Genomic DNA, 21,302 nt, shown 5'->3' with positions numbered 1-21,302 from the left:
AATAATGAAAATCATTGAATCTGTATCTAATCAGACTAGCATCAGTATCGAACGTGAGGAGCTTTTGCTCATTTATGCGGCTCTGAATGAAATATGTAATGGTATAGAAGTTTTTGAGTTTGAAACTCGAATCGGGGTTAATAGGGAACGAGCTTTAGACTTTATGAGTGAGGTTGGAGTACTGCTTGATCAGATTGAAGAGTGAACAGAGTAAGGGGTTGACCCTCCGCTTCCTCGATTCTTCTTAAGAAAAATTAAGAAGTTGGAGTTATGGGAGAAGCCTGCACGAGTCGGCAACTTGGTTTGCACCACATAAAACTAAGATCCCGAACCCATGCAGGCCATTCGATTTTTACACTGAGCGTACGCCCAAGCACTGTAAGCTTCCGGAAATGCCGTCTTGTGCAGCTAAGCCGGTTGCCATCGATGCGGCAACAACTCCCCACTCTCACTCGCCCGCTGCGTCGGCAGGCGAGTAAGAACATCCTTCAGATAAGCATACGCATCGTGACCGTTGAGCTTGGCCGACTGGATCAAACTCATTAGAGCAGCAGCGCGTTGGCCACTGCGTAGTGACGCGGCGAACAGCCAGTTTTTTCTTCCAAGAGCCCAAGGTCGAACTTGCTGCTCGATATGGTTGTTGTCTATGGGCACCGTGCCGTCGTTCAGATAACGGCTCAACGCAGCCCTACGTTTTAGGCTGTAATCCAAGGCTTTGGTAATCCCCAAACCTTCATGCAAAAGCTCGCGCTGGGCGGTCATCCAGGCATGAAACGCGTCCATCAGGGGCGCTGCTTTTTCCTGACGTATTCGTCGCCGGACATCCGGTTCCAAATCGCGGACTTCGCGTTCAATTTCATATAGGGCCGCGATGTACCGCAACGCTTGCTCGGCGAGCACGCTTTTATTGGTGATGTGCAGATCATAAAACTTTCGGCGGGCGTGGGTCATGCAACCGATTTCAGTGACGCCAAGTGCAAAACTGGCTTTGTAACCACTGTAATCATCACAGACCAATTTGCCTTTCCAGTCGCCGAGGAAGTTGCGGGCATACTCGCCCGAGCGGCCAGGGCTGAAGTCGTACACCACCGCACTGATCTCAGCGAAGGCAGTCGTGGCATAGCCCCAAACATAAGCACGATGGGTCTTCTTCTCGCCCGGTGCGAGCATCTGCACCGGCGTTTCATCGACATGCACCACGTTGTGCTCAAGCACGACGTCGCGCAGAGCATCCACCAGTGGCTGCAATTGCACACCGCAAGCGCCGACCCAACTGGCCAGCGTTGATCGAGGAATTGCGAGACCGGCTCGCCCGAAGATTTGCTCCTGGCGGTACAGCGGCAAATGATCGGCGTATTTCACGATCATCACCTGAGCCAGCAGCCCGGCAGTCGGGATGCCTTTGTCGATAACTTGCGCCGGCACCGGCTCTTGAATCAAGGTTTCGCAGTTGTCGCAAACCCATTTGCCACGAATATGGCGTTCGACGCTGAACACGCCAGGCGTGTAATACAGCTAGCAAATGACTGTTAATCAGCCGTCGCTGTCGTCGTTCTATGCGCTATCGCATGAGGCGCGCGGTGGAACCTATCAACTGATCGCGAACAACGAGACCCGGGCCGACCAGGTCATTTCGCACACCTGCATTCCTAATCTCTCACTGATCCATTCCAATGGTTCGTTCAATCAGCTGACGCCACCGCTTACATCCGGTGATGCTCCAGCAAGAAGTCTACGAACAATCGCACCCGCGCCGGCATTGCCGAGCCGCCTACGAACACCGCATGAATCGGTTCCCGGTCGCCGGGGTTCCAGGCTTCCAGCAGCGGTATCAGGTCACCGCGCTGCAGATCCTCGCTCACGCTGAACTCGCCGATACGCGCAATGCCCGCACCTACTCGCGCAAGTTGTGCCAGCGCTTCACCACTGCTGCATTCGATGTTGCCGCAGACCTTCAGGGAGAACTCTCTTGCGTCGCGGATGAACGGCCAGTTGGGTTCGGCACGCCGGAAGTTGAAGCGCAGGCAGTTATGCCGTAGCAGGTCTTCCGGTTCGCGAGGGATGCCGTGGCGTTGCAGATACTCGGGCGATGCCACCACTACCTGGCCGGTGTCGCCGATCCTGCGCGCGGTCAGCGGGCTGTCGGGCAGATGGCCAAAACGTACCGCCACATCGGCCTGGCCGCCGAGAATATCGACCACTTCGTCGCCGAGGGTGAGGTCGACCAAGATGTTCGGATGGCGGGCGCTGAATGCCGCCACCAAGGGAACGATGGCCAGCCGCCCGTGGCCAAGGGCGGCACTGACCCGCAATCGGCCCCTGGGTACGCCCTGGTCGGCGATGGCTTCTTCCACCTCGGCCATATCGGCCAGGATACGCCGGGCGCCGCGCAGGAAAGCCTCGCCCTCGGCAGTGAAGCTGATCGCTCGGGTGGTGCGCAACAGCAGTCGGGTGCCAAGGCGCTGTTCGGTACGCGCGATGATCCGACTGACCGCCGAGGGTGTGAGCCCTAATGCACGCGCGGCAGCCGATAGGCTGCCTTCCTGCGCCACGGTGGCGAACACGAGCATGTCACCGGATCTGCCGTTGAAGTCCATTTGTGCCCCTTACGCATAGGTGATTGCCAAAAATGCTATCTACCGCCTTAAAACGCTGGATCGTAGCATTGGCAGCATAGATAAGGAGCCTTCCATGCGTATCAATCCACCACTTGTCGCACTTGCCATAGGTGCCTTTGGCATCGGTGTTACCGAGTTCGCCCCCATGGGCATGTTGCCGGGCATCGCTGCGGATCTCGGCGTTTCTATTCCCGCTGCGGGACTGTTGGTCAGTGCTTACGCCTTGGGTGTACTGCTCGGCGCGCCGCTGATGACCCTGACTACCGGCAGGATCCCCCGGCGCTATCTGCTGATCGGACTCATGGCGATTTTCACCCTGGGTAATCTGATGTCAGCCCTGGCGACCGATTACTACAGCCTCATGATCGCCAGGGTGGTGACCTCACTGAACCACGGTGCGTTCTTTGGCGTTGGCTCTATCGTTGCTGCCAGCGTGGTCGCCCCTGAGAAACGTGCCGGAGCGGTCGCGGCAATGTTTATGGGCCTCACCCTGGCGACCATTGGCGGTGTGCCGCTGGCCGCCTGGTTTGGCGAAATGTTCGGTTGGCGCACTGCATTCTGGGGCATTACCGGCCTCGGCGTGGTCGCCATGGCCGCGTTATGGTTCGCCCTGCCCAACCTGAAGGCGCCGCCAGGCGTCGGTGTAATGGCCGAAATTCGCGTACTGGGCCGTGGCCCGGTGCTGGGCGCGTTGGCCCTCACGGTAGTCGGCTCGGGCGCAATGTTTACCGTCTTCACCTACATCGCGCCGATCCTTAGCAGCGAGACCCACGCGTCCACCGCCTACATAACCGCCATGCTGGTTCTGTTCGGTGTGGGCCTGACACTGGGCAACATGTGGGGCGGCAAGGCCGCTGACCGCTCGATAGATCGCACACTGATCGTTTCGCTGAGCGTGCTGATTCTCGTCTTGCTGGCGTTTACGGTACTGATGCGTTGGCCGCTGCCGGCGGCCGTTGCCATCCTGATATGGGGTATCGCTAGTTTCGCCCTGGTGCCGCCGCTACAGATGCGCGTCATGGAAGCTGCCAAGGACGCGCCCAATCTGGCCTCGGCGGTGAACATCGGTGCGTTTAACTTCGGCAATGCGATTGGTGCGGCACTGGGCGGTGCGGTGATCAATGCAGGGCTAGGTTATCCGGCGATTTCCCTGGCTGGAGCGGCAGTGGCGGGGCTAGGGCTGCTGATGGTGCTGGGATTTGCCTGGCGTTCCAGAAAGATTGCAACTGCATTGGTGTGAGCTTGATGGGAGAGCCAGTCACTCAGTTGCTCCGTGACTTCCATTGTGATTTTGGCATGACCAAATTGGATGGCTGAATCGCCGAGTAACACACGCTTTGCTTGCCCGCGGGAGTACTTAGAGTGGAGCCCAATATAGCGTTTGAACAAGGAGTCTAAGGTCAGCGCCTACACCCTTTACCTTCCTCCCATGACGCCTCATTAATGAACGTAGCCTGGCAGGCTGGAGATGTCTACGGTGCCGGGGCGATTCAGAATGCTTGAATGAATCCCCCTCACAGCGACGTGAGGGCCGTCTTCATAGAGGTGCTGAGCCGCGTTTACATTCGAGGCTTTCACCTAAGCCACGGATCATCTCCATCAATGCCTTCACCCGCAGCGGCAAGTTTCCGGCCGGGTATACCGCGTGCATCTGTGGGCTCTCACCGCTGCTGGAGGTGAGCTTGTACTCAGGACACACCCGGAGCAGGCGCCCAGTTTCCACTTCGGGTTCCGCCATCCAATCCGCCAGGCGGGCGATCCCGACGCCCGCCAGGGCTGCCTGGAATACCGCCAGGCCGGAGCTGAACCGAAATTTTGGATGAACCCGAAAGCTGATGGCCTGCTCCTCACTGCGAAAATTCCACTCCTTGAGAATCCGCGGCGCCGTATGCAGGATCAGCGAATGCGCCTCCAGTGCCTCGATGGAGTCGGGCATGCCGTTGCGCTCCAGGTAGCCGGGGCTGGCATACAGGTAACGTGAGTAACTCCAGAGCGCAAAGCCGATCAAGTCGCTGGATTGTGGAAACGCACCGCGAATCGAGAAGTCCAGCTTGCTCTTGGCCGGGTCGATGATCTCATCGGTGAAAATCACATCGATGTTAACGTCTGGATAACGCTCGCAGTATTGCGCGATCAACCGGGGTAATACCCCGTGTCCGAGCACCTCGGGGGCGGAAAAACGGATCCAGCCGGAGGCCAGGCCGCTGAGGCCGGCCAGGTCTTCATCCACCTCACGTTGCAGATCGAGCATTTTGTACGCGTGGGGCAATAAGCATTCGCCCGCTTCGGTCAAGCTCACGGCATTGGACGAGCGATTGAACAACTTGAGCCCCACACTTTCCTCCAGGGCTTGAACGGCACGGGTCAGTGCGCTGGGGGAGCGCCCCAGCGTCCGTGCCGCGGCGACGAAGCTGCGCTTGCGAGCCACGGTCGCGAAGGCTTCAAGTTCCCCCAACATATTCAATGCCACTTTCCACCTCATTGCATTTTTCACAACGCGGCATTGCAACACAAAAAAGGCCCTTCCGTTAACCTTCCCGTTCAACCCACAAGGATGGTGCAAACAGGAGCGCAAGGACGTGTCGAAGCTGGATGAAGTAATCGGGAAAGCCGCAGCGTGTATTGATGAAGTCATTCATGAAAGGCTGGAAAAAAAATCAGTGACTTCGACCCGACGGGAGATACCGCAAATTCATCTGTCGCTGGAAGAACAACGCACACTTCAGGCCGGGCTGGCGTCGCTGGACGTGACCGATAGCGCCTCGGGTATCCGCCGCATGCCGGTCCTGGGGCGGTTGCTGGAAAGTGTCCTGGGCACCGAGAAAATCCAACAGCTGCGCAATTTTCCACAAGCCCGTGACGTGGCGATGATCGTCAGGGGGCTGCCGCTGGACCCGCAACTGCCTGCCACGCCCTATGACCTGGAGCCGGGTATCGAGAACCTGTCGATTCTGGCCGGGGCTATTTTGTCCGTGCTGCACACTCTGCAAACCCGTCCGCTGGCGTACGAGGGCGAAAGCACCGACACCGTGTTCCGTCACGTATCGCCCAAGCGCAAGCGAGAGACCGAAAAGAGCTCCTATGGCTCGCGCGCGGATCTGGACATGCATGTCGACAACCCTCACCTGCCTTTGACCTGCGAACCCGTCTCGCAGTTGTCGGCCTGTCCGGAGTACCTGTCCCTGACCGGCCTGCGCTGCGAGCTCGAGGTGCCGACGCGCATCGTCGCCATTGACGAGGTGCTGGCCATTCTGCCGGCCTACGTCGAAGAAGAACTGTCACGACCGAACTTCACCGTTCGCCGACCGGCCTCCTTCGGCAAGCAGGGGAATGTGCTGGAAAACGTCCCCTTGCTCTACAGAAGCGCAACCGATGGCTTGTATTGCCGCTATAACAAAGCGAGTGTCGAAGCGACCTGCGCCCCTGCGCAGTTTGCCCTCCAGCTGTTTGCCGCCGCCGCCAATCATCCCGATGTCGTGCACCACATCATGCTGCAACCAGGGGACATGCTGATCTTCAAGAACCAGCAAACCCTGCATGCCCGGGATGGTTTTACCCCCCGCTACGACGGCCGTGATCGCTGGATGTTGCGTGTCTTCGGGGTCAATGATCCGGCACGCGTGGTGCCGCTGGACCCTCATCAACCCTACATAGTCAGAGCCTGATTTCATGGTCGATATTGTCATCCTTTGCGTGTTCGCCTTCGCCGCCGGCCTGATCGATGCGGCGGTGGGCGGCGGCGGACTGATCCAGATTCCCGCGCTATTCAACGTGCTACCCACCGCTCAACCGGCGGCGCTGCTGGGTACCAATAAGGTCGCGGCCGCCTGCGGTACTGCATTCGCGGCCCGGTCCTTCGTGCGCAAGGTGGTGATCGACTGGGGACTTGTGATCCCCGCCGCCTGCGCGGCCTTTGTCATGGCCTTCTTCGGAGCCGCCACGGTGTCGTTCGTACCCCAGTCGATGATCCGGCCGGCGGTGCTGGTGTTGATTGTGCTGATGGCGATCTACACCTTCTGGAAAAAAGATTTCGGCGCCCTGCACAAACCCATGCGCATCGGTACCAAGGAAAAACTGCTGGCGATCGTCATCGGCGGCGCCATCGGTTTCTACGATGGTCTGTTCGGTCCCGGCACTGGCAGCTTCCTGATCTTCCTGTTTATCCGCTGCTTCGCCTTCGACTTTCTCCATGCCTCGGCATCGGCCAAGCTAGTGAACATCGCGACCAACGTAGCGGCACTGATATTCTTCATTCCGACGGGTAACGTGCTCTACCTGATCGCAATCCCCATGGCGGCATTCAACATCCTGGGCGCGCTCACCGGCACCTGGCTGGCGGTTCATAAAGGCGTGCCATTTGTCCGGGCTCTATTCCTGGTGTTACTGGTGATTCTGATCAGCAAGCTGTCCTACGACCTGTTCCTGTAAACCAGAGCAAAACTCCATGCATCCCATGTTCGATCGCCTCGTGGCATTACTCGATGCCCGCTCAGCCTCTTACCGGGTGTTGATGCACGATGCCGAGGGCCAGTCGGCGCGCGTCGCCGAAATCCGTGGCACCGAGCCCGGCCAAGGCGCGAAGGCCATGCTTTGCGCCCTCAAGGGTCAGGCCGGCCCCTATGCACTGGTGATACTGCCAGGCGACCAAAAGCTGGACATGAAGAAAGTCGGAGCGGCCCTGGGCGGGAAAAAAGCCGAGCTGGTGAAGGCCGAAATCGCCATGGAACTGACCGGGTGCCGGATCGGCGCCATCCCTCCTTTTGTTTTCGATGAGCGGATTCAATTGATCGTCGATCCGGCCTTGACCACAGGCTACGCCGAAATAGCCTTCAACGCGGGGCGGCTGGATGCGTCGATGGTGCTCGATACGCAGGACTATCTGGCGATCGCCATGCCTCGATTGCTGGATATCAGCCAGGCCTGAGCAGGCGTTTTCACAGGCGCTGCAAAAAAACGGATAGCCGCCTTGGCCTGTTATGCACTGTAACTGGCCGGTCTTCAGGCTCGAACGACGGGTCGGTCACGTCATTTCCAGAGCACCCGCATCAGGCATGAACCGGTGCGCTCATTCCCTGGCGTAGATTTGCGGGAATTCGTCGGGACCAGGCCGTCCTTTAGTCCATCCACCGTGCAGGTATTGCAGTCTGTGTCTATGCTGCAGTATGGGCGTCGAGACCCGCTACGAACCTGTCTCGACGCCGCACTCTCGCTGTCCGCAGTCCGGATTTTCACCATTACAGCATCAAAACAGCACAGCGGAATGTGCGTGAGCATGAGCTTGAACGCCTGAGCGATTCAGCCACTTATCGAATAGGGAAATAGGCTTGATGTGTCGGTAAAAAAAATTCTTTGCGTGGTCGGAACGCGTCCCGAAGCGATCAAAATGACCCCGGTCATTCTGGCCTTGAAGCAGCAGGGCTGGGTCGATGTGCGTGTGGTCGCCACGGCACAGCATCGCGACATGCTGGATCAGGTCCTGGCGTTTTTCGGCATCGAGCCCGATATCGACTTGGACGTCATGCGACCCAATCAAACCTTGGCCACCCTGACCGGGCAGTTATTGCTCAAGCTGGATGTTGTCCTGCTCGAAGAACGGCCCGATGCGGTTCTGGTGCAAGGCGATACCACCACGGTGATGGCCTGTGCCCTGGCCTGTTTTTATCGGCGTATACCGGTGGGGCATATTGAGGCCGGCCTGCGCACGTGGGATCTGCAGCATCCGTTCCCCGAGGAAGCCAACCGGGTCATTGCCGGTAAATTAGCGCACTGGCACTTCGCGGCAACGCAAGGCACTCGGCAAAACCTGCTGAAAGAAGGCGTAGCCAGTGGGGACATTTTCGTCACGGGCAACACGGTGATCGATGCCCTGCTCATGACCGCGGCCAGTGAGGTGGAGATCGGCCTTGATCTTGATCCGAGCAAGCGCCTGGTGCTGGTGACGGCCCATCGCAGGGAGCATTTTGGCGCGCCGTTTCTCGACATCTGCCGAGCGCTGCGCACCCTTGCCGAGAACAACCCTGGGGTTCAGTTTCTCTACCCTGTGCACCCGAACCCGAATATCCAGGGCGTCGCCCAGGCGTGCCTGGCAGGCATACCGAACTTCAGGCTGTGCGCGCCGCTGGGTTACGCGGCGTTCATCGCCGCCATGAAAGCGGCGTATTTCATCCTGACCGACTCGGGAGGCGTCCAGGAAGAGGCGCCGGCGCTGGGTAAGCCGGTGCTGGTCATGCGGGATGAAACCGAGCGCCCGGAAGCGGTGGAGCAGGGCAGCGTCAAGCTGGTGGGGGCCAACTATGAACGTATCATCGAGCAGGCGCAGCGCCTGCTTGACGATGAATCGGCCTACCGTGGCATGGTACGAGGTGTTTCGCCCTACGGCGATGGGCAGGCTGCAGGGCGTATCGTGAAGGTCCTGCGCGAGCACTTTTCTTGAAGCGCCTGGTATTTCTCTCGCCGTTGCCCTGGCACAGCTTCGCCCAGCGGCCGCACAAGTTTGTCAATTGGGTGCACAGCCGCACAGGGGCGTCGGTGCTCTGGGTCGATCCTTATCCCACGCGGCTGCCCAGATGGAGCGATCTCAAGGCGGCTGCGCCCTGCGCGCAAACGAGTCCACCCAGCGGTACGCCGCCATGGCTCACGTTGATCAAGCCTGGCGGTCTACCGATAGAACCTCTACCGGGCTCGGGCTGGGTGAACCGCTTTTGCTGGCGGCATGCATTGAGCAGGATCGATCAATTCACCCACGCCTCCCCAGCCTTGCTCGTGGTCGGCAAGCCCTCGGTCCTGGCACATCTGTTGTTGCAGCGGCTTCGTCACTGCGCGTCCTTGTATGACGCGATGGACGATTTCCCGGCGTTTTATACCGGCCTCTCGCGATCGGCCCTGGCGCGCCGTGAGCGGCTGATCGCCCAGCGCGTGGACGTCATCTGGACGTCGAGTTCCGTGCTCGACGCGCAGTGGCGGCGTTATCGCAACGAGGTGTGCCTGGTGCTGAACGGCCTGGACTTGGCGGCGATCTCTGCCGTAAAGCGGGCGTCGACGTCATCGAGTCGAAAGGTTTTTGGCTACGTGGGCACCCTGGCCACCTGGTTTGACTGGGCCTGGGTGGCGGCTTTGGCCGAAGCCAGGCCCAACGATGAAATTCGTTTGATGGGGCCGATCTTCGGCGCCGTGCCCGCGCACTTGCCTAGCAACGTAGTGGTGTTGCCTGCCGATAATCATGGCGCGGCGTTGGCCGCCATGGCCGAGTTCGACGTGGGCTTGATTCCTTTCAAAAAGACCCTGCTCACCGCGTCGGTCGATCCGATCAAGTACTACGAATACCGCGGCCTGGCATTGCCGGTGATCTCGACTGACTTCGGCGAGATGCATGGCCGTTCAGGGCTGCCGGGTGTTTTCATCAGTCACTCGCACAGCGATATTGCCGGGCTGGCCGAGGCCGCCTTGCAGTGTGAGCGCAATGCGGATCAAGCCCGTGCATTTGCACTGCAACACTCATGGGAAGCGCGTTTTGATGCGGCCACGCTTCATCCATGACTGCGACGTGATCGTCGTCAACTACAACGTCGGCACGCTGCTCGGCGAATGCGTGGCGTCGGCCTTAAGGGAAGGCGCGCGGCGGGTGATTGTGGTGGACAACGCCTCGAGTGACGGCAGCCTGGCGTACCTGGATGGGTGCCTGGCCGATACGCGCCTGAGCATCATCCGGAATCAGCGGAATATGGGCTTTGCCTCGGCCTGTAATACCGGTGTGGGGGTGTCGAGTGCCGGCGCATTGTTGTTCCTGAACCCGGATTGTGTCCTGCTGCCGGGCTCATTGCAGGGCATGATGGAAGCGCTGCACGCGGATGCCGCCACGGGCATGGTGGGGGGCTTTCTATGCAACCCCGATGGGTCCGAACAGCCGGGCGGGCGTCGGGTGTTTCCGACCCCCAGGAGAGCATTCGTCCGGGCTTTTGGCTTATCGCGCCTGGATGGAGTGTTTCCCACGCTGTGCGCCGACTTCCTGTTGCATCGTGAGCCGCTGCCCACCGAGCCCGCCGCGGTGGAAGCCATTTCCGGTGCCTGCATGCTGGTCAAGCGTGAAGCGTTGAAGTCTGTGGGCCTCTGGGACGAAGGCTATTTTCTGCATTGCGAGGATCTGGACTGGTGCATGCGCTTCAAGCTGAAACAGTGGCGCGTCGTGTTTGTTCCACAGGCGCGCGTCATGCACTGGCGGGGCGCCTGTAGCCGGAATCGACCGTTTTTCGTCGAGTGGCACAAACACCGAGGGATGGTGCGGTTCTACGCAAAGTTCTTCAGGGTCAACTACCCCAAGGGGTTGTGGTGGTGGGTGGTCCTGGGGGTGTGGCTGCGCTTCGGTTTGGTCTGCATCTACCATGGATTCAATTGGTTGCTGGGACGATCCCGGGGTGGGCATGCCTGAGGTCACGGTCGGTGTGCTGGGGGCCAGTAGCCTGGTAGGCCGCTGCCTGCTTGCGTTGCTTGTGCGCGAACAGTTCAAGGTCGTCGCTTTTTCCCGCCAGCCCCGGCACGGCAGCGACAGTGACACGGTCAGTTGGCAACGGCTTTCTGAGACGGGTGTAAGCGCGTATGCCGCGCCGATTCCCTACTGGATCTGCGTGGCACCGGTTTGGACGCTGCCGCAGCATTTTGCGCTGCTGCAGGCCTGCGGAGCGCGCAAAGTCGTGGCCTTGTCTTCCACCAGTCGCTTTAGCAAAAGCCACTCCGTCGACTCCGCAGAGCGGCGCCTCGCCAACCTGTTGGGCGATGCCGAGGCGCGTGTTGAGCAGTGGGCGCAGGACCACGGGGTGCACTGGGGCATCCTGCGTCCGACCTTGATCTACGGCCAGGGCCGCGACAAAAACATCACCGAGATCGCACGCTTTATTCGGCGCTTCGGCTTTTTCCCGCTGTTGGGTGGCGCGATGGGGCTGCGTCAACCCGTGCATGCCGAGGATGTGGCGAGCGCCTGTGTGCGTGCGTTGCAGGCACCCCAGGTGTGCCGCCATGCCTACAACCTCAGCGGCGCAGAAACATTGCCCTATCGGGAGATGGTCTCCCGCGTGTTCACCGCGCAGAAGCGCCGCCCGCGTTTTCTCACGGTGCCGCTCTGGGTGTTCCGGATGACGTTGTGGCTGTTGCGAGTACTGCCACGCTACCGCCATTGGTCGGCGGCGATGGCGCAGCGCATGAACCAGGACCTGGTGTTCGAGCATACCGAGGCTGCCCGGGATCTTGGCTTCGCGCCCAGGGGATTTTTATTGTCACAGGACGACCTGCGTTAGTTACTCATATTCATGGGGCTCCCACGGACCCCACTTGGCTTCATAGATCGCCTTGTTGCGCTCGAACAGGGCTTGGCGTTCATCCTGGTTCATGAGCGCGAACGATGCCGAAAGCTGGTGATGGATAAACACATCGCGGGCGCAGGCATTCACCAGGCCGGCGTGTTCGACACGTCGGCAGTAGTCGTCATCCTCGAAGAATCCACGGCCATAGACTTCGTCGAGCGGGCCGATTCGCGTGTAGGTACTGCGCGGCATCATCACGCAGAAGAACGCCAGGGTCGGCAGCCGGACCACCTCGCCAAGGTGGCGGCAGGTAAAGCGCCGAGCCGCTTGTGGCATGTCTGCGAGGTTGGTGTAGTCGATGTCGATCCTGGCCTGGTTGCCGATGTTGTTGGTCACCGGGCCAATCAGGCCAAGCTCGGGATTGCGTTGTAAATGCCGGCGCAAGGTACTCGCCCAGCCGCTGGTAACCTGCGTGTCGTTATTGAGCAGCACCAGGTACTCACCGTTGGCGATCGCCAGGCCCTGGTTGTTCGCGGCGGCGAAACCGCGGTTGTCGGTGTTGAGTACGATCGTCTGGCCGCTGTCGGCCGCCCATTGCGAGAGAAATTCAGCGGTGCCGTCACTGGATGCGTTGTCCACCACGATGATTTCCAGTTCAGGCCCCTCGCTGTCGTGCTCGAGGCTGTCCAGGCACGCCCGCGTCAGCGCCAGGTTGTTGTAGGTCACGACGATCACGCTGATGCATGCCGCGTGGTCGCGGCGTTCGGCCAGGGTGATGAGCGCATCGGCGCGGTGTGTCCAGGTTTGTCGGGCAGCGAACGCCTGACGCTGGGCAATCTGTTCGGTCGTCGCTGGCAGCAATGCCCGCGTGATTGCGGCAATGAACGCCGGGCCGTCGCGGCCAACCTGCACCAGGGAGCCGAATTGTTGCATTTCTGGCAGGTCGACCGAGACCACCGGTTTCCCGGCACTCAGGTACTCGTAGACCTTGACCGGGTTGGTAGCGAGCGTCAGTGCCGTGATGTGAAACGGCACGATGCCCACATCGAAGCCATGCAGGTAATAGGGCAGGGTGGCATAGGGCACTTCGCCGGTGAATTCTACGTTCGCATAGCCACTCAATTGCGCCCGCGCGCCCACCGTATCGGCGCCGATCAGCAGCACCACATGCTGTGGAAACGCCTCGGCGATGCGGGCGACGAGTGCCTGGTCGAACCAGTGTGCAATGGCGCCGTAGTAGCCAATCACCTTACGTTGCAAGCGATCCCGGTAGATCGAGACAGGTGGGGTGCAGAACTGGGTGAAGTCGGCGGCATTGCGCAGGATGGCGCGAGTTTCATTGGCCTGGGCCGGCCATTGCTCGGCCAACCAATCGGAGGTGAACAGCCGAACGTCCGCGTTGCGCACCAGCCGTTGCTCCAGCTGCAGGATGCTTGGGCCGTTGTCGCCGAAGCCTTGATGATGGTCCATGCAATCGTAGATCAATCGGCTGTTGGGTAATTCACCGGCGATGTCGCACCAGAAAGGGTGCTGCACCAGTGAAATGACCCGGGCTGAGCCGGCCCAGAGGAGTACCTCGCCAATACTGCAGCACAACTGCCGAACCTGCGCGGCGTCAGGCGCTGCGGTGTAGATAAACGGTGCACCACGGGCAAACAGCTTGACCTGGAACAACCGCTGGGTCTGGTCCAGCGACTCGAGTTCAAAGCCGGCCTGGGGGGCGTGTATCAATGAGGCCGACACATAGATGACCCGCCGCCCGGTGGCGCCCAGTACCTGGGCCAGTTGCTGCGGGCGCTGGTGGCGCAAGTCCCAGTCGATAGCGCCCCAGATAATGTAATCCGCCAGTCCGGCCTGTTGTGGCTGAGGCGCAGGCTGAGACGACGGCGCTGGGTCGGCGAAGGTTTTCATCGGTTGCAGTACGCCGCGCAATGCGCGCGCAGCGGGCAGCAGTGCACGTCGGTAGATGACTGCCAGGAGTTTTTTCGCGCTGGCCGGCAACGGCAGCCGGTGATACACCGCGCGCCAGCGCTGCCGGCCAGATGGGCGTCGCTCGATCAGCATGGGCGGGGCGACCTCATCCTGACATTTTCGGCGATGCGGCGACCACCACAAAGTCGCTTTTCAGCGTGCCCGACTCGATCAGCCCGTCTTCGATGTCGAACAACATCTGCAGCACCCTGAGGGACTGCGGGTTGTCCGCGGTGAAGTTGCCGGCGATACCGTGCAGCAGAAACTGCAGCAGCGAACCGCCGCAGAGGTTCAGCGCACGCACATCAAAGTGCTCCTGCACCACCTGCAGAATATCTGCCGAACGCACGGCTTCCGACGGGTCGACTTTCACCACCTCGGCGGGGTCGGGCAGTGGCACGACCTGTTGAACCTGGCCGTATGAACCCTTCACGAATGAGCGGCGCAAATGCTCGGGAATCAAGCCGAACGCATGGCTGATGGCCGCCCTTTGCTGGGCATCAAAGGCAAAGTGATTGGCCCCGACATATTCATTGAAAAACAGCCAGCCGCCGGGTTTCAGGCTATGGCGAACCCGCTGGCAGACCACTTCCAGCTCGCGGATATGGTGCAGTGAGCCATTGAACCAGACTGCGTCGTAGTGATTGCCTGGCAGGTCAGTGCGTTCGATATCACACAGGGCGTACTGGATCGTCGACGCGCCCATCGCCAGCGCCTCGGCTCTGGCCACCTCGAGGGCGGCAGGCGCTATATCCACGCCGTCACAGTGCTCGAACGCCTTGAGCCTGTAGAGTTCGCGCTCCAGGGTGCCGGTGCCGCAGCCGATGCTCAGCATCCGTGTGCCTGGCGCCGGGTTGCCGAGAAACTCCTTCAGGCAGTACTGCACCCAGCCCGGATGGCCGCTGCCCGCCGTTGCCTTGTGCTGATGGCGGCGTTGTACGGTCGGTACCGCCAGCCAATAGACATCCGCAGAAAAGGCGTCGGAGCCGGCCATGTTTTCTGACCAGTGATCCGCTGTGACTTGCTTGTCGGCGCCGATCCCTTCGCGCTTGCCGTTGAGCTTGTGCATGATTCGCTTGAACACGGTGTCTTCCTTTGGTTGGTCAAGGGTTACCCGATTTGCGCTGCGGTTCAGGGCGCGTCCATGTGCCCCATTTGCTTTCAAAGTACGCCTGGTTCTTGTCCCACAGCGCTTGATACTCGCCGCTGGCAATCAGCTTCTTGAAGGACGCCTGCCCGTAGTGGTGGATAAAGGCATCCTCGGCACACACGGTCCTGAGGCCGGCCGCCTGGATGCGCCGGCTGTAGTCATCGTCTTCGAACATGCCGATGCCGAACGCCTCATCCAGCCAACCGATGCGTTCCAGCACCTCGCGGCGCATGGCCACGCAGAACATGGCGAGCATGCTGATATCGAAGGTGCGACCGCGATGCCGCGCGACGTGTTGATCGGCGAAGGCCTCCATGTGTTCGAGGCCGACGTAGTCGACGAGCACTTTCGCTTCGTTGCCTACCGAGTTGGTCATCGGGCCGACCAGGCCAATCTGCGGGTCTTGCAGGTGGCGCAGCAACGGGTCGACCCAGCCCTTGGGCACCACGGTATCGTTGTTGAGCAGCACCAGGTATTCCCCGGCCGCCAGGCGCAGCCCCTGGTTATTCGCGGCGGCGAAGCCCAGGTTGCGGTCATTGAGCACCAGAGTGACGTTCGCGTGGGTGCGGCCCAGGTAACGCAGGTAGTTGCGCGTGTCGTCCGAGGACGCATTGTCGACAATGATCAGTTCGTAATCGGGGTACGTGGTGTTGCGCAACAGGCTTTGGATGCAGCCCTGGGTCAGTTCGACATTGTTATAGGTGACGATCACGATCGACACTTTCGGGTGCAAGGACTTCAGCGCACTGAGGTTGGCGTCGAAGCGGTGGCGCCAGTCATTGGCGCTGGCGAGTGCCACGCGCCGGCTGGCGGCCTGGGTATCGGTTTCGTTCAGGGCGCGCTCGATCTGCTCGATGAAGGCCTGCGGTTCGCTGGCGAAATACACGAAATCCGCGTAGATCTGCATTTCTTCCAGTGGCACCGACACCACCGGTTTGCCCGCGCTGATGAATTCGTAGAACTTCACCGGGTCGACCGCATGGGTCACGTTATACAGGCGAAACGGGATCAGGCAGACATTGAAGTGGTAGAGGTACAACGGCATCTGTGCATAGGGCTTCCTGCCGAGTAAATGCACATTGGGCAGGCGGTCCAGCCCGGCCAGGTCCTTGACGAAAATGTCGCCGATCAACACAAAGTTCCAGTCCGGCCGCAGCCGGGCGATGCCCGCGATCAAGGGCAAATCGACCCATTCGGCCAGGGCACCGTAGAAGCCGATCAGCGGCCGCTCGATCTCCGCCATCAAGGGGTTGGGCACACAATTGCGCTCGAAGAACTCGACATCCACGCCATTGCGCAGCAACAGGCAGTTGCGGCTCATCGCGGCCCATTTTTCCTGCAGCAGCGCGGCGGTGACCGTCACCAGATCGGCGTCTCGGACCAGGGTGTGCTCTTCCTCCAGCAACGTCGCGCCGATCCCCGGAAAGCCCACCCAGTCATCCATGCAGTCGTACTGGATTTTCCAGCCGTGGGTGCCGCGCAACCGATGCGCGAGCGCAGACCAGAACGCCAGGTGCACCACGCTGACTGCGGTTTTTATGCGCCAATCCTTGGCCAGCGCATCGATTGCGTTGGCGTAGGTTTGCAGGTGTTTTTCCGACATGCGCTGGGTGTAGCAGTCTACGAACTCGTCGCGCTGCAATGTCACCTCGAATACCCCGGGTGCCACTTCCAAGGTGCTGTAGGCCTGGCCAGGCTCGGCGCTGCGGGAGGGCATGATGTAGAACACGCGGTGGCCGTGACGGGCGAACTGGCTCATCAACTGCTGGGGCCGCTGGAAGCGTGCGGCCCAGTCGATGTTGGCGAAGCAGAGGATGTCGAAGCGCGCCTCTGGTGATGCTGAATCAGCCGATGGCGACAGTGTTTTTTTCGATGCAGTGTGCAACGGCAGATATTGCCCGTGCAGGAAGTCGGGCGTGTCGGCTTCTGTGTGCGGCGCCCGATACCTCAACCAATGCAGCAGCGCCCGCAAGGGCTTGGTGATCCGCCACGAGCGGGTATTTTTCAACATGGCGATGTAGGCCAGCGCCGCGTCTCGCTCCCTGATGGCCGCATCGCGTTCCATGCGAACGCTTTCGCGCTCAAGGGTGGCCAGAGTGTCCTTATCCATGATGCCGTCCTTCATGAAAACCTTGTGTTGTGCTGTTCGCCGTAAGCGTGCAGAGGTGTCGGGTCGTTGTCCGGCCACATCGAGCTGGTAGAGCCGGGGCGGTAAAACGTCACCGTCACGCTGCGCCTGGAAGAACGACAACCCTCGACCACCCGTGAAACCGCATGCCAGGAGTTGTCGGCGCGCACCAGAATCGCCGAGTTGCCGACCTCGGGCGTCACTTGCGCGACGATATCGGTGGGCCTGGCAGAGCCGAGGATCTGCAGGCAGCCGCCATCGGCGGGGTCCCAGGTCTGATTGAAGTACAAAATGTGCGTGACCAGTTTGTCGTCCAGGTCCGGGTGCGGCCCGAGGTTGGCCCCGGGGCCGTAGTGGAACAGGTTGGCCTCCATGGGGACCTCGGTCACGTCCACCCCGGTCAGCGCGGAGAGGGCCTGGCGGTACTGCGGCGAACAGAGGCTGTGGGCCAGTGCCAGCCATTGCGGGCTCAAGGCTTGTGGATTGACCACTTCGTGGCTGCCCATGGCGATCAATTGCCGCGCCTCGTATTCGTAGTCCTTGGCCCCGCCGTAGCCGGAGACCGTCTTGAAGTGGTCGTGCGGGTAGGTTTCGGCCAGCGCCTTGGCATCGTCGGGGGTGTAGAGCGCACCGATTTGCGCCCAGGAAAAAGGCACGGTCTGCAGGCGGTGGGCCGTCAGTTTGCTCAGGTCAATCATGTCGAAGGGCTCCCAGCCATTTGTTCAGGGTTCGGCGCAGATGGCGCAATGGCGCCGTCAGCTTGAACGAGTTGGAGCGGTACAGCGTTTCCAGTGCCTGTTGATGTTGCTCGCGTTCGTGTTGCCGCTCGGCGGCCTGGCTTTCGAGGAGTGAGTGCAGGTCTTCGAGAACACCCGGCAAGGCTTGCCAGTAGCGGTTGAGCGCGGGCTGCGTGGGCCTGCGACCTTCGCGGATCAACTCGGCCACGCGGTCCCAATGTGCGTCGATCTGTACCATCGCGTCGGCGGTCACCTGGGACACCGGTTGCTTGCCCAGCTGTGCGCGAAACCACTGCGGATCAATCGGCTGGTCCCGGCGTAATTGGAATATTCGTCCATGGCTCGGCAGCGCAGTGTATTTGCCGGTGCCCAGGTCCGCCGAGCAGAAGATCGGCACACCAAAGGCCAATGCACTGATCGCCAGGTGGTAGCTGTGTCCGATTACTCCTTCGGCATGGGCGAGCAGTTCTGCCAGCAGCAGGGGCTCTGGCCAGAAGGGCAGGCAACGCGCGCGCGCAAGGCCGTCGCCCAGTACGGATTCGTGATCACCCAGTACTGGCCCTATGGGCAGCAGCAGCAGTTGCACGTCCTCGAACTGCCCGGCATGGGTTTGCCACAGCTGCAGGAAGCTGTTCAACCCCCACATCGCATGCACCACCAGATAGGGTTGGGTCAGGCCGGCGCTGCTGCACAGCTCCAGGAACGGGGCAGAAGGCGATTGAGGGTCGAGCAGGCGTGGCAGGCCAAAGGCCGTGTCGGGAAGCACCTCGACCTGGGCCGTCGGTGACAGTTGGGCCAGGGCCGATTGGGACAGCGCATCGCGTACCCTGATGTGCGGGCTGTGTTCGAGGGTCAGTTGCACCAGTGGTGCGGCCCACGGCGGGATGTCGTTGCAATGCATGCCCGGCGCATTCCAGATCAACGGGATGCCATGTTGCAGCGCGATCAGCGCGGGCGTCAGCCAGTAGCCGGTGGGGTGGTGAATGGCAGCATCCGGGGGGTAATAACCGCTTGCCACCAGCTTGTCGAAACGCACAATGAAACCACCGCCGATCAATACTCCATCCAACTGACCGGCGATGTCCGGCAAACGGCTCAGTGAGGTGACCTCGTACGGCCATTCGGACGGCGTTTTCCCGTGATAGGAAAACCGGTGCAGCGTTATCGTGCCCAGGCGCCGGGTCAATTCCGCCTCGGCGAGGATGGGAAACAGCAAGTCGCCATAATTGGCGACATCGAATGTGCCGAAGATCCCGACCTGCCACTCTCGGCTCATTGCAGCACCCCCGGTTCATTCGTGTGAGGGGCAGGACCGGCCTCTATTCCCAGATCGACGAAACCAAGGAATTCCCGGGGGCCCGGCAAGGTGTCGAACGCCAGCAGCGCGACCTGCTTCTCGATAAGCTGCGCGGTTTCTTCGAGGTGGCCATTCATCAGTTTCAGCGTGATGTGGTACTTGCCCGCCGCAAGGTTGGCGGGGAAGCGGACGTTGAGCGTCGCCTTGCGCCAGCCCTCGTGCGCTGCCTCCAGGTGCAGCGGCAGGTTGGCGCCGCCGATCACCAGCAGCCGGGCCTCCTGGATCGTCACGCTGAGGGTCGGCAGCTCGATGCTTTCGCGTACCCGGGTTTCGATGCGCAGCTGGATGGTCTCGCCATACACAAAGCTTGAATACAGGCTGTCCGTGTTGGTAAAGCAGGCCGCAACGATATGCCCCTCATCGGTGCCAAAGGCGATGCCTGCCTGTTGGGCAAGAAACGCCTTGGGGGCGACCGCCACCGCGCCGCCGCTGGCCCAGCGACGCTGTTCGTCACGCATCTCCAGCAGGTAGAGTTCGGCCATTTCTTCGGGAGAGCCACTGGCACGCACCTGGCCTTCGCGCAGGTAAATCACTCGATTGCAAAAGCGCTTGACCATGGCCATGTCATGGGACACGAACAGCAGCGTCGTGCCTTGCTGGGTGAGTGCTTCCAGCCGATTGAGGCACTTGAACTGGAAGGACGCGTCGCCCACTGCCAGGGCTTCATCGACGATCAGGATGTCGGGGTCCACGCACACCGCGACGGCGAAGGCCAGTCGCACCAGCATGCCGCTTGAGTAGGTCTTGGTGGGTTGGTCGATGAAGTCGCCAATATTGGCAAAGTCGGTGATCTGGGCAAAACGGGCGTCGATTTCCGCGTGACTGAGCCCCAATACCGCACCGTTCATATAGACGTTTTCACGCCCGGTGAAATCGTGATTGAAGCCCGAGCCCAGCTCCAGCAACGCCGCCACGCGGCCATGGCTCTCAATGCTGCCGGAGGTGGCACTGAGCGTGCCGCAGATCAGTTGCAGCAGCGTCGATTTGCCGCTGCCGTTGCGACCGATGATCCCTACCGTTTCACCTTTGCACAGTTGCAGCGACACGTCCCGCAGTGCCCAGAATTCTCGATAGAACTGCTTTTGCCCGCGAGACAACAGCTGCCACAGGCGATCCCTGGGCGTGTCGTAGATGTGATAGCTCTTACTCAGGTGGGCCGTTTGTACGGCGATGTCAGAGCACATCGGCAAATCCTTTGCGGGCTTTCTGGAACCAGGTGAACCCCAGCCAGGCGATACCCCCGGCCACCAGCAGGCCGCAGGCCCAGGTGAAAGGGTCCGGTATCACGCCCCAGAACAGCACGTCACGGGCCTGTTCGACCACCAGGGTGAGCGGGTTGAGGTGAAGGATGCCCTGGTAGGCCGGCGGAAATGCGCTGGTCGGGTAAAAAATCGCCGAGACAAACATCAATGCCGTGGTCAGCACGCCCACCACCTGGCCGACATCACGCAGGTAAACCCCCAGCGCTGCCAATAGCCAGGTGACTCCCAGTGTGAAGAGCGCCAGCGGCAATAACACCAGGGGCAGCAACACACTGGTCAGGGGCGGCCAGCCGAAAAACACCAGGTGGAAGACCAGCCAGATCACCAGGCTGGCCAGGGTGTGGAACAACACGGCGCCCAGCACCACCCACGGCAGGATCTCGAGGGGGAACACGACTTTCTTGACGTAGTTGGCATTGGCGATGATCAGGCCCGGCGCACGCCCCACGCATTCGGCGAACACGTTGAACACCAGCAGGCCGGCAAATACCAGCAGCGCGAACTCGGTGCGCGAACCGTCGCCCGCGGGCCAGCGCAGCTTGAACATCACGCTGAACACGAAGGTGTAGACCAGCAACATGAATAGCGGGTTAAGGAACGACCACAACAGCCCCATGATGGAGCCTCGATAACGCCCAATCACTTCCCGCTGGACCATGGAAAACAACAACTCCCTGTGTCGCCACGGGCTGGAAAACATCCCTGCCCGCGCGTTTGTTTCACTCATGCAGCGATTCCCATTGCCAGTGCAGTGCGCCCATGAGTCTAGTCAACAATTGTCGTTTC

18 protein-coding genes and 1 pseudogene are annotated in these 21,302 nt (G+C 60.7%); 9 read left to right on the top strand and 10 right to left on the bottom strand.

The window, feature by feature from the left end; translation table 11 throughout:
- Nucleotides 1–4 precede the first annotated feature (4 nt).
- Nucleotides 5–205: a hypothetical protein gene (locus tag BFQ01_RS01025; RefSeq protein WP_065923907.1), complete on the top strand. Its 201-nt coding sequence runs from the start codon at nucleotides 5–7 to the stop codon at nucleotides 203–205.
- Nucleotides 206–408: 203 nt separating this feature from the next.
- Here BFQ01_RS01025 and BFQ01_RS01020 read toward each other — a convergent pair.
- A pseudogene (locus BFQ01_RS01020) lies at nucleotides 409–1,515 on the bottom strand (IS66 family transposase); the annotation flags it as partial.
- Between the two features lie 188 nt (nucleotides 1,516–1,703).
- Complete coding sequence (locus tag BFQ01_RS01015) at nucleotides 1,704–2,597, bottom strand: LysR family transcriptional regulator (protein WP_027603978.1); 894 nt, start codon at nucleotides 2,595–2,597, stop codon at nucleotides 1,704–1,706.
- A gap of 94 nt (nucleotides 2,598–2,691) precedes the next feature.
- On the opposite strand from BFQ01_RS01015, the gene BFQ01_RS01010 reads away from it, so the two are divergent.
- Nucleotides 2,692–3,858 (top strand): MFS transporter, encoded by a 1,167-nt coding sequence (locus tag BFQ01_RS01010; protein ID WP_027603979.1) that lies wholly within the window; start codon nucleotides 2,692–2,694, stop codon nucleotides 3,856–3,858.
- A gap of 297 nt (nucleotides 3,859–4,155) precedes the next feature.
- Here the strand turns inward: BFQ01_RS01010 and BFQ01_RS01005 are convergent, their stop codons facing one another.
- On the bottom strand, nucleotides 4,156–5,088 hold the full coding sequence (locus BFQ01_RS01005; RefSeq protein WP_027603980.1) for a LysR family transcriptional regulator: 933 nt from the start codon (nucleotides 5,086–5,088) through the stop codon (nucleotides 4,156–4,158).
- A 109-nt stretch (nucleotides 5,089–5,197) separates the two neighbouring features.
- On the opposite strand from BFQ01_RS01005, the gene BFQ01_RS01000 reads away from it, so the two are divergent.
- The 7 genes from BFQ01_RS01000 (at nucleotide 5,198) to BFQ01_RS00970 (ending at nucleotide 11,905) form a co-directional block, all read left to right on the top strand.
- A complete protein-coding gene (locus BFQ01_RS01000) occupies nucleotides 5,198–6,283 on the top strand; it encodes a TauD/TfdA family dioxygenase (RefSeq protein WP_065923906.1) in 1,086 nt (361 codons plus the stop codon).
- A 4-nt stretch (nucleotides 6,284–6,287) separates the two neighbouring features.
- Nucleotides 6,288–7,046 carry a sulfite exporter TauE/SafE family protein gene (locus BFQ01_RS00995; RefSeq protein WP_027603982.1) on the top strand — a complete coding sequence of 253 codons (759 nt, stop codon included), beginning with the start codon at nucleotides 6,288–6,290 and terminating at the stop codon, nucleotides 7,044–7,046.
- A gap of 16 nt (nucleotides 7,047–7,062) precedes the next feature.
- Nucleotides 7,063–7,542, top strand: a complete 480-nt coding sequence (locus BFQ01_RS00990; protein ID WP_083244830.1) for a YbaK/prolyl-tRNA synthetase associated domain-containing protein — start codon at nucleotides 7,063–7,065, stop codon at nucleotides 7,540–7,542.
- Between the two features lie 405 nt (nucleotides 7,543–7,947).
- Nucleotides 7,948–9,051, top strand: coding sequence for a non-hydrolyzing UDP-N-acetylglucosamine 2-epimerase (gene wecB, locus BFQ01_RS00985; RefSeq protein ID WP_256097648.1), 1,104 nt, complete (start codon nucleotides 7,948–7,950; stop codon nucleotides 9,049–9,051).
- Complete coding sequence (locus BFQ01_RS00980) at nucleotides 9,048–10,154, top strand: glycosyl transferase (protein ID WP_065923904.1); 1,107 nt, start codon at nucleotides 9,048–9,050, stop codon at nucleotides 10,152–10,154. The genes wecB and BFQ01_RS00980 overlap by 4 nt, the downstream gene beginning before the upstream one ends.
- A gap of 7 nt (nucleotides 10,155–10,161) precedes the next feature.
- A complete protein-coding gene (locus tag BFQ01_RS00975; RefSeq protein ID WP_256097647.1) occupies nucleotides 10,162–11,043 on the top strand; it encodes a glycosyltransferase family 2 protein in 882 nt (293 codons plus the stop codon).
- On the top strand, nucleotides 11,036–11,905 hold the full coding sequence (locus tag BFQ01_RS00970; protein WP_065923902.1) for an NAD(P)H-binding protein: 870 nt from the start codon (nucleotides 11,036–11,038) through the stop codon (nucleotides 11,903–11,905). The genes BFQ01_RS00975 and BFQ01_RS00970 overlap by 8 nt, the downstream gene beginning before the upstream one ends.
- Here the strand turns inward: BFQ01_RS00970 and BFQ01_RS00965 are convergent, their stop codons facing one another.
- Genes BFQ01_RS00965 through BFQ01_RS00935 form a run of 7 tightly spaced genes read right to left on the bottom strand, consistent with a single transcriptional unit; the run spans nucleotide 11,906 to nucleotide 21,243 of the window.
- A complete protein-coding gene (locus BFQ01_RS00965; protein WP_065923901.1) occupies nucleotides 11,906–13,975 on the bottom strand; it encodes a glycosyltransferase in 2,070 nt (689 codons plus the stop codon). It abuts the gene before it with no gap.
- A 13-nt stretch (nucleotides 13,976–13,988) separates the two neighbouring features.
- Nucleotides 13,989–14,966 (bottom strand): class I SAM-dependent methyltransferase, encoded by a 978-nt coding sequence (locus tag BFQ01_RS00960; protein ID WP_256097646.1) that lies wholly within the window; start codon nucleotides 14,964–14,966, stop codon nucleotides 13,989–13,991.
- Between the two features lie 19 nt (nucleotides 14,967–14,985).
- Nucleotides 14,986–17,142: a glycosyltransferase gene (locus tag BFQ01_RS00955; RefSeq protein ID WP_065923922.1), complete on the bottom strand. Its 2,157-nt coding sequence runs from the start codon at nucleotides 17,140–17,142 to the stop codon at nucleotides 14,986–14,988.
- 11 nt (nucleotides 17,143–17,153) lie between these two features.
- Entirely contained in the window at nucleotides 17,154–17,858 is a 705-nt protein-coding gene (locus BFQ01_RS00950; RefSeq protein ID WP_065923900.1) for a 2OG-Fe(II) oxygenase family protein, read from the bottom strand.
- Nucleotides 17,851–19,173: a polysaccharide pyruvyl transferase family protein gene (locus tag BFQ01_RS00945; RefSeq protein WP_065923899.1), complete on the bottom strand. Its 1,323-nt coding sequence runs from the start codon at nucleotides 19,171–19,173 to the stop codon at nucleotides 17,851–17,853. The genes BFQ01_RS00950 and BFQ01_RS00945 overlap by 8 nt, the downstream gene beginning before the upstream one ends.
- On the bottom strand, nucleotides 19,170–20,438 hold the full coding sequence (locus tag BFQ01_RS00940; RefSeq protein ID WP_065923898.1) for an ABC transporter ATP-binding protein: 1,269 nt from the start codon (nucleotides 20,436–20,438) through the stop codon (nucleotides 19,170–19,172). The genes BFQ01_RS00945 and BFQ01_RS00940 overlap by 4 nt, the downstream gene beginning before the upstream one ends.
- Nucleotides 20,428–21,243 carry an ABC transporter permease gene (locus BFQ01_RS00935; RefSeq protein ID WP_065923897.1) on the bottom strand — a complete coding sequence of 272 codons (816 nt, stop codon included), beginning with the start codon at nucleotides 21,241–21,243 and terminating at the stop codon, nucleotides 20,428–20,430. Before BFQ01_RS00935 ends, BFQ01_RS00940 begins: the two co-directional genes overlap by 11 nt.
- Nucleotides 21,244–21,302 lie beyond the last annotated feature (59 nt).

Source organism: Pseudomonas sp. 8 R 14, from assembly GCF_900005955.1.
Lineage (GTDB): Bacteria > Pseudomonadota > Gammaproteobacteria > Pseudomonadales > Pseudomonadaceae > Aquipseudomonas > Aquipseudomonas marginalis.
This window is presented reverse-complemented; position numbering and strand designations above follow the sequence as displayed.

Coding starts and splice junctions, on each gene's coding strand:
- BFQ01_RS00955 (WP_065923922.1), bottom strand. CDS start 17,142: ATGGATAAGGACACTCTGGCCACCCTTGAGCGCGAAAGCGTTCGCATG.
- BFQ01_RS00965 (WP_065923901.1), bottom strand. CDS start 13,975: ATGCTGATCGAGCGACGCCCATCTGGCCGGCAGCGCTGGCGCGCGGTG.
- BFQ01_RS00950 (WP_065923900.1), bottom strand. CDS start 17,858: ATGATTGACCTGAGCAAACTGACGGCCCACCGCCTGCAGACCGTGCCT.
- BFQ01_RS00945 (WP_065923899.1), bottom strand. CDS start 19,173: ATGAGCCGAGAGTGGCAGGTCGGGATCTTCGGCACATTCGATGTCGCC.
- BFQ01_RS00990 (WP_083244830.1), top strand. CDS start 7,063: ATGCATCCCATGTTCGATCGCCTCGTGGCATTACTCGATGCCCGCTCA.
- BFQ01_RS00935 (WP_065923897.1), bottom strand. CDS start 21,243: ATGAGTGAAACAAACGCGCGGGCAGGGATGTTTTCCAGCCCGTGGCGA.
- BFQ01_RS01015 (WP_027603978.1), bottom strand. CDS start 2,597: ATGGACTTCAACGGCAGATCCGGTGACATGCTCGTGTTCGCCACCGTG.
- BFQ01_RS00970 (WP_065923902.1), top strand. CDS start 11,036: ATGCCTGAGGTCACGGTCGGTGTGCTGGGGGCCAGTAGCCTGGTAGGC.
- BFQ01_RS00940 (WP_065923898.1), bottom strand. CDS start 20,438: ATGTGCTCTGACATCGCCGTACAAACGGCCCACCTGAGTAAGAGCTAT.
- BFQ01_RS01025 (WP_065923907.1), top strand. CDS start 5: ATGAAAATCATTGAATCTGTATCTAATCAGACTAGCATCAGTATCGAA.
- BFQ01_RS01010 (WP_027603979.1), top strand. CDS start 2,692: ATGCGTATCAATCCACCACTTGTCGCACTTGCCATAGGTGCCTTTGGC.
- BFQ01_RS00995 (WP_027603982.1), top strand. CDS start 6,288: ATGGTCGATATTGTCATCCTTTGCGTGTTCGCCTTCGCCGCCGGCCTG.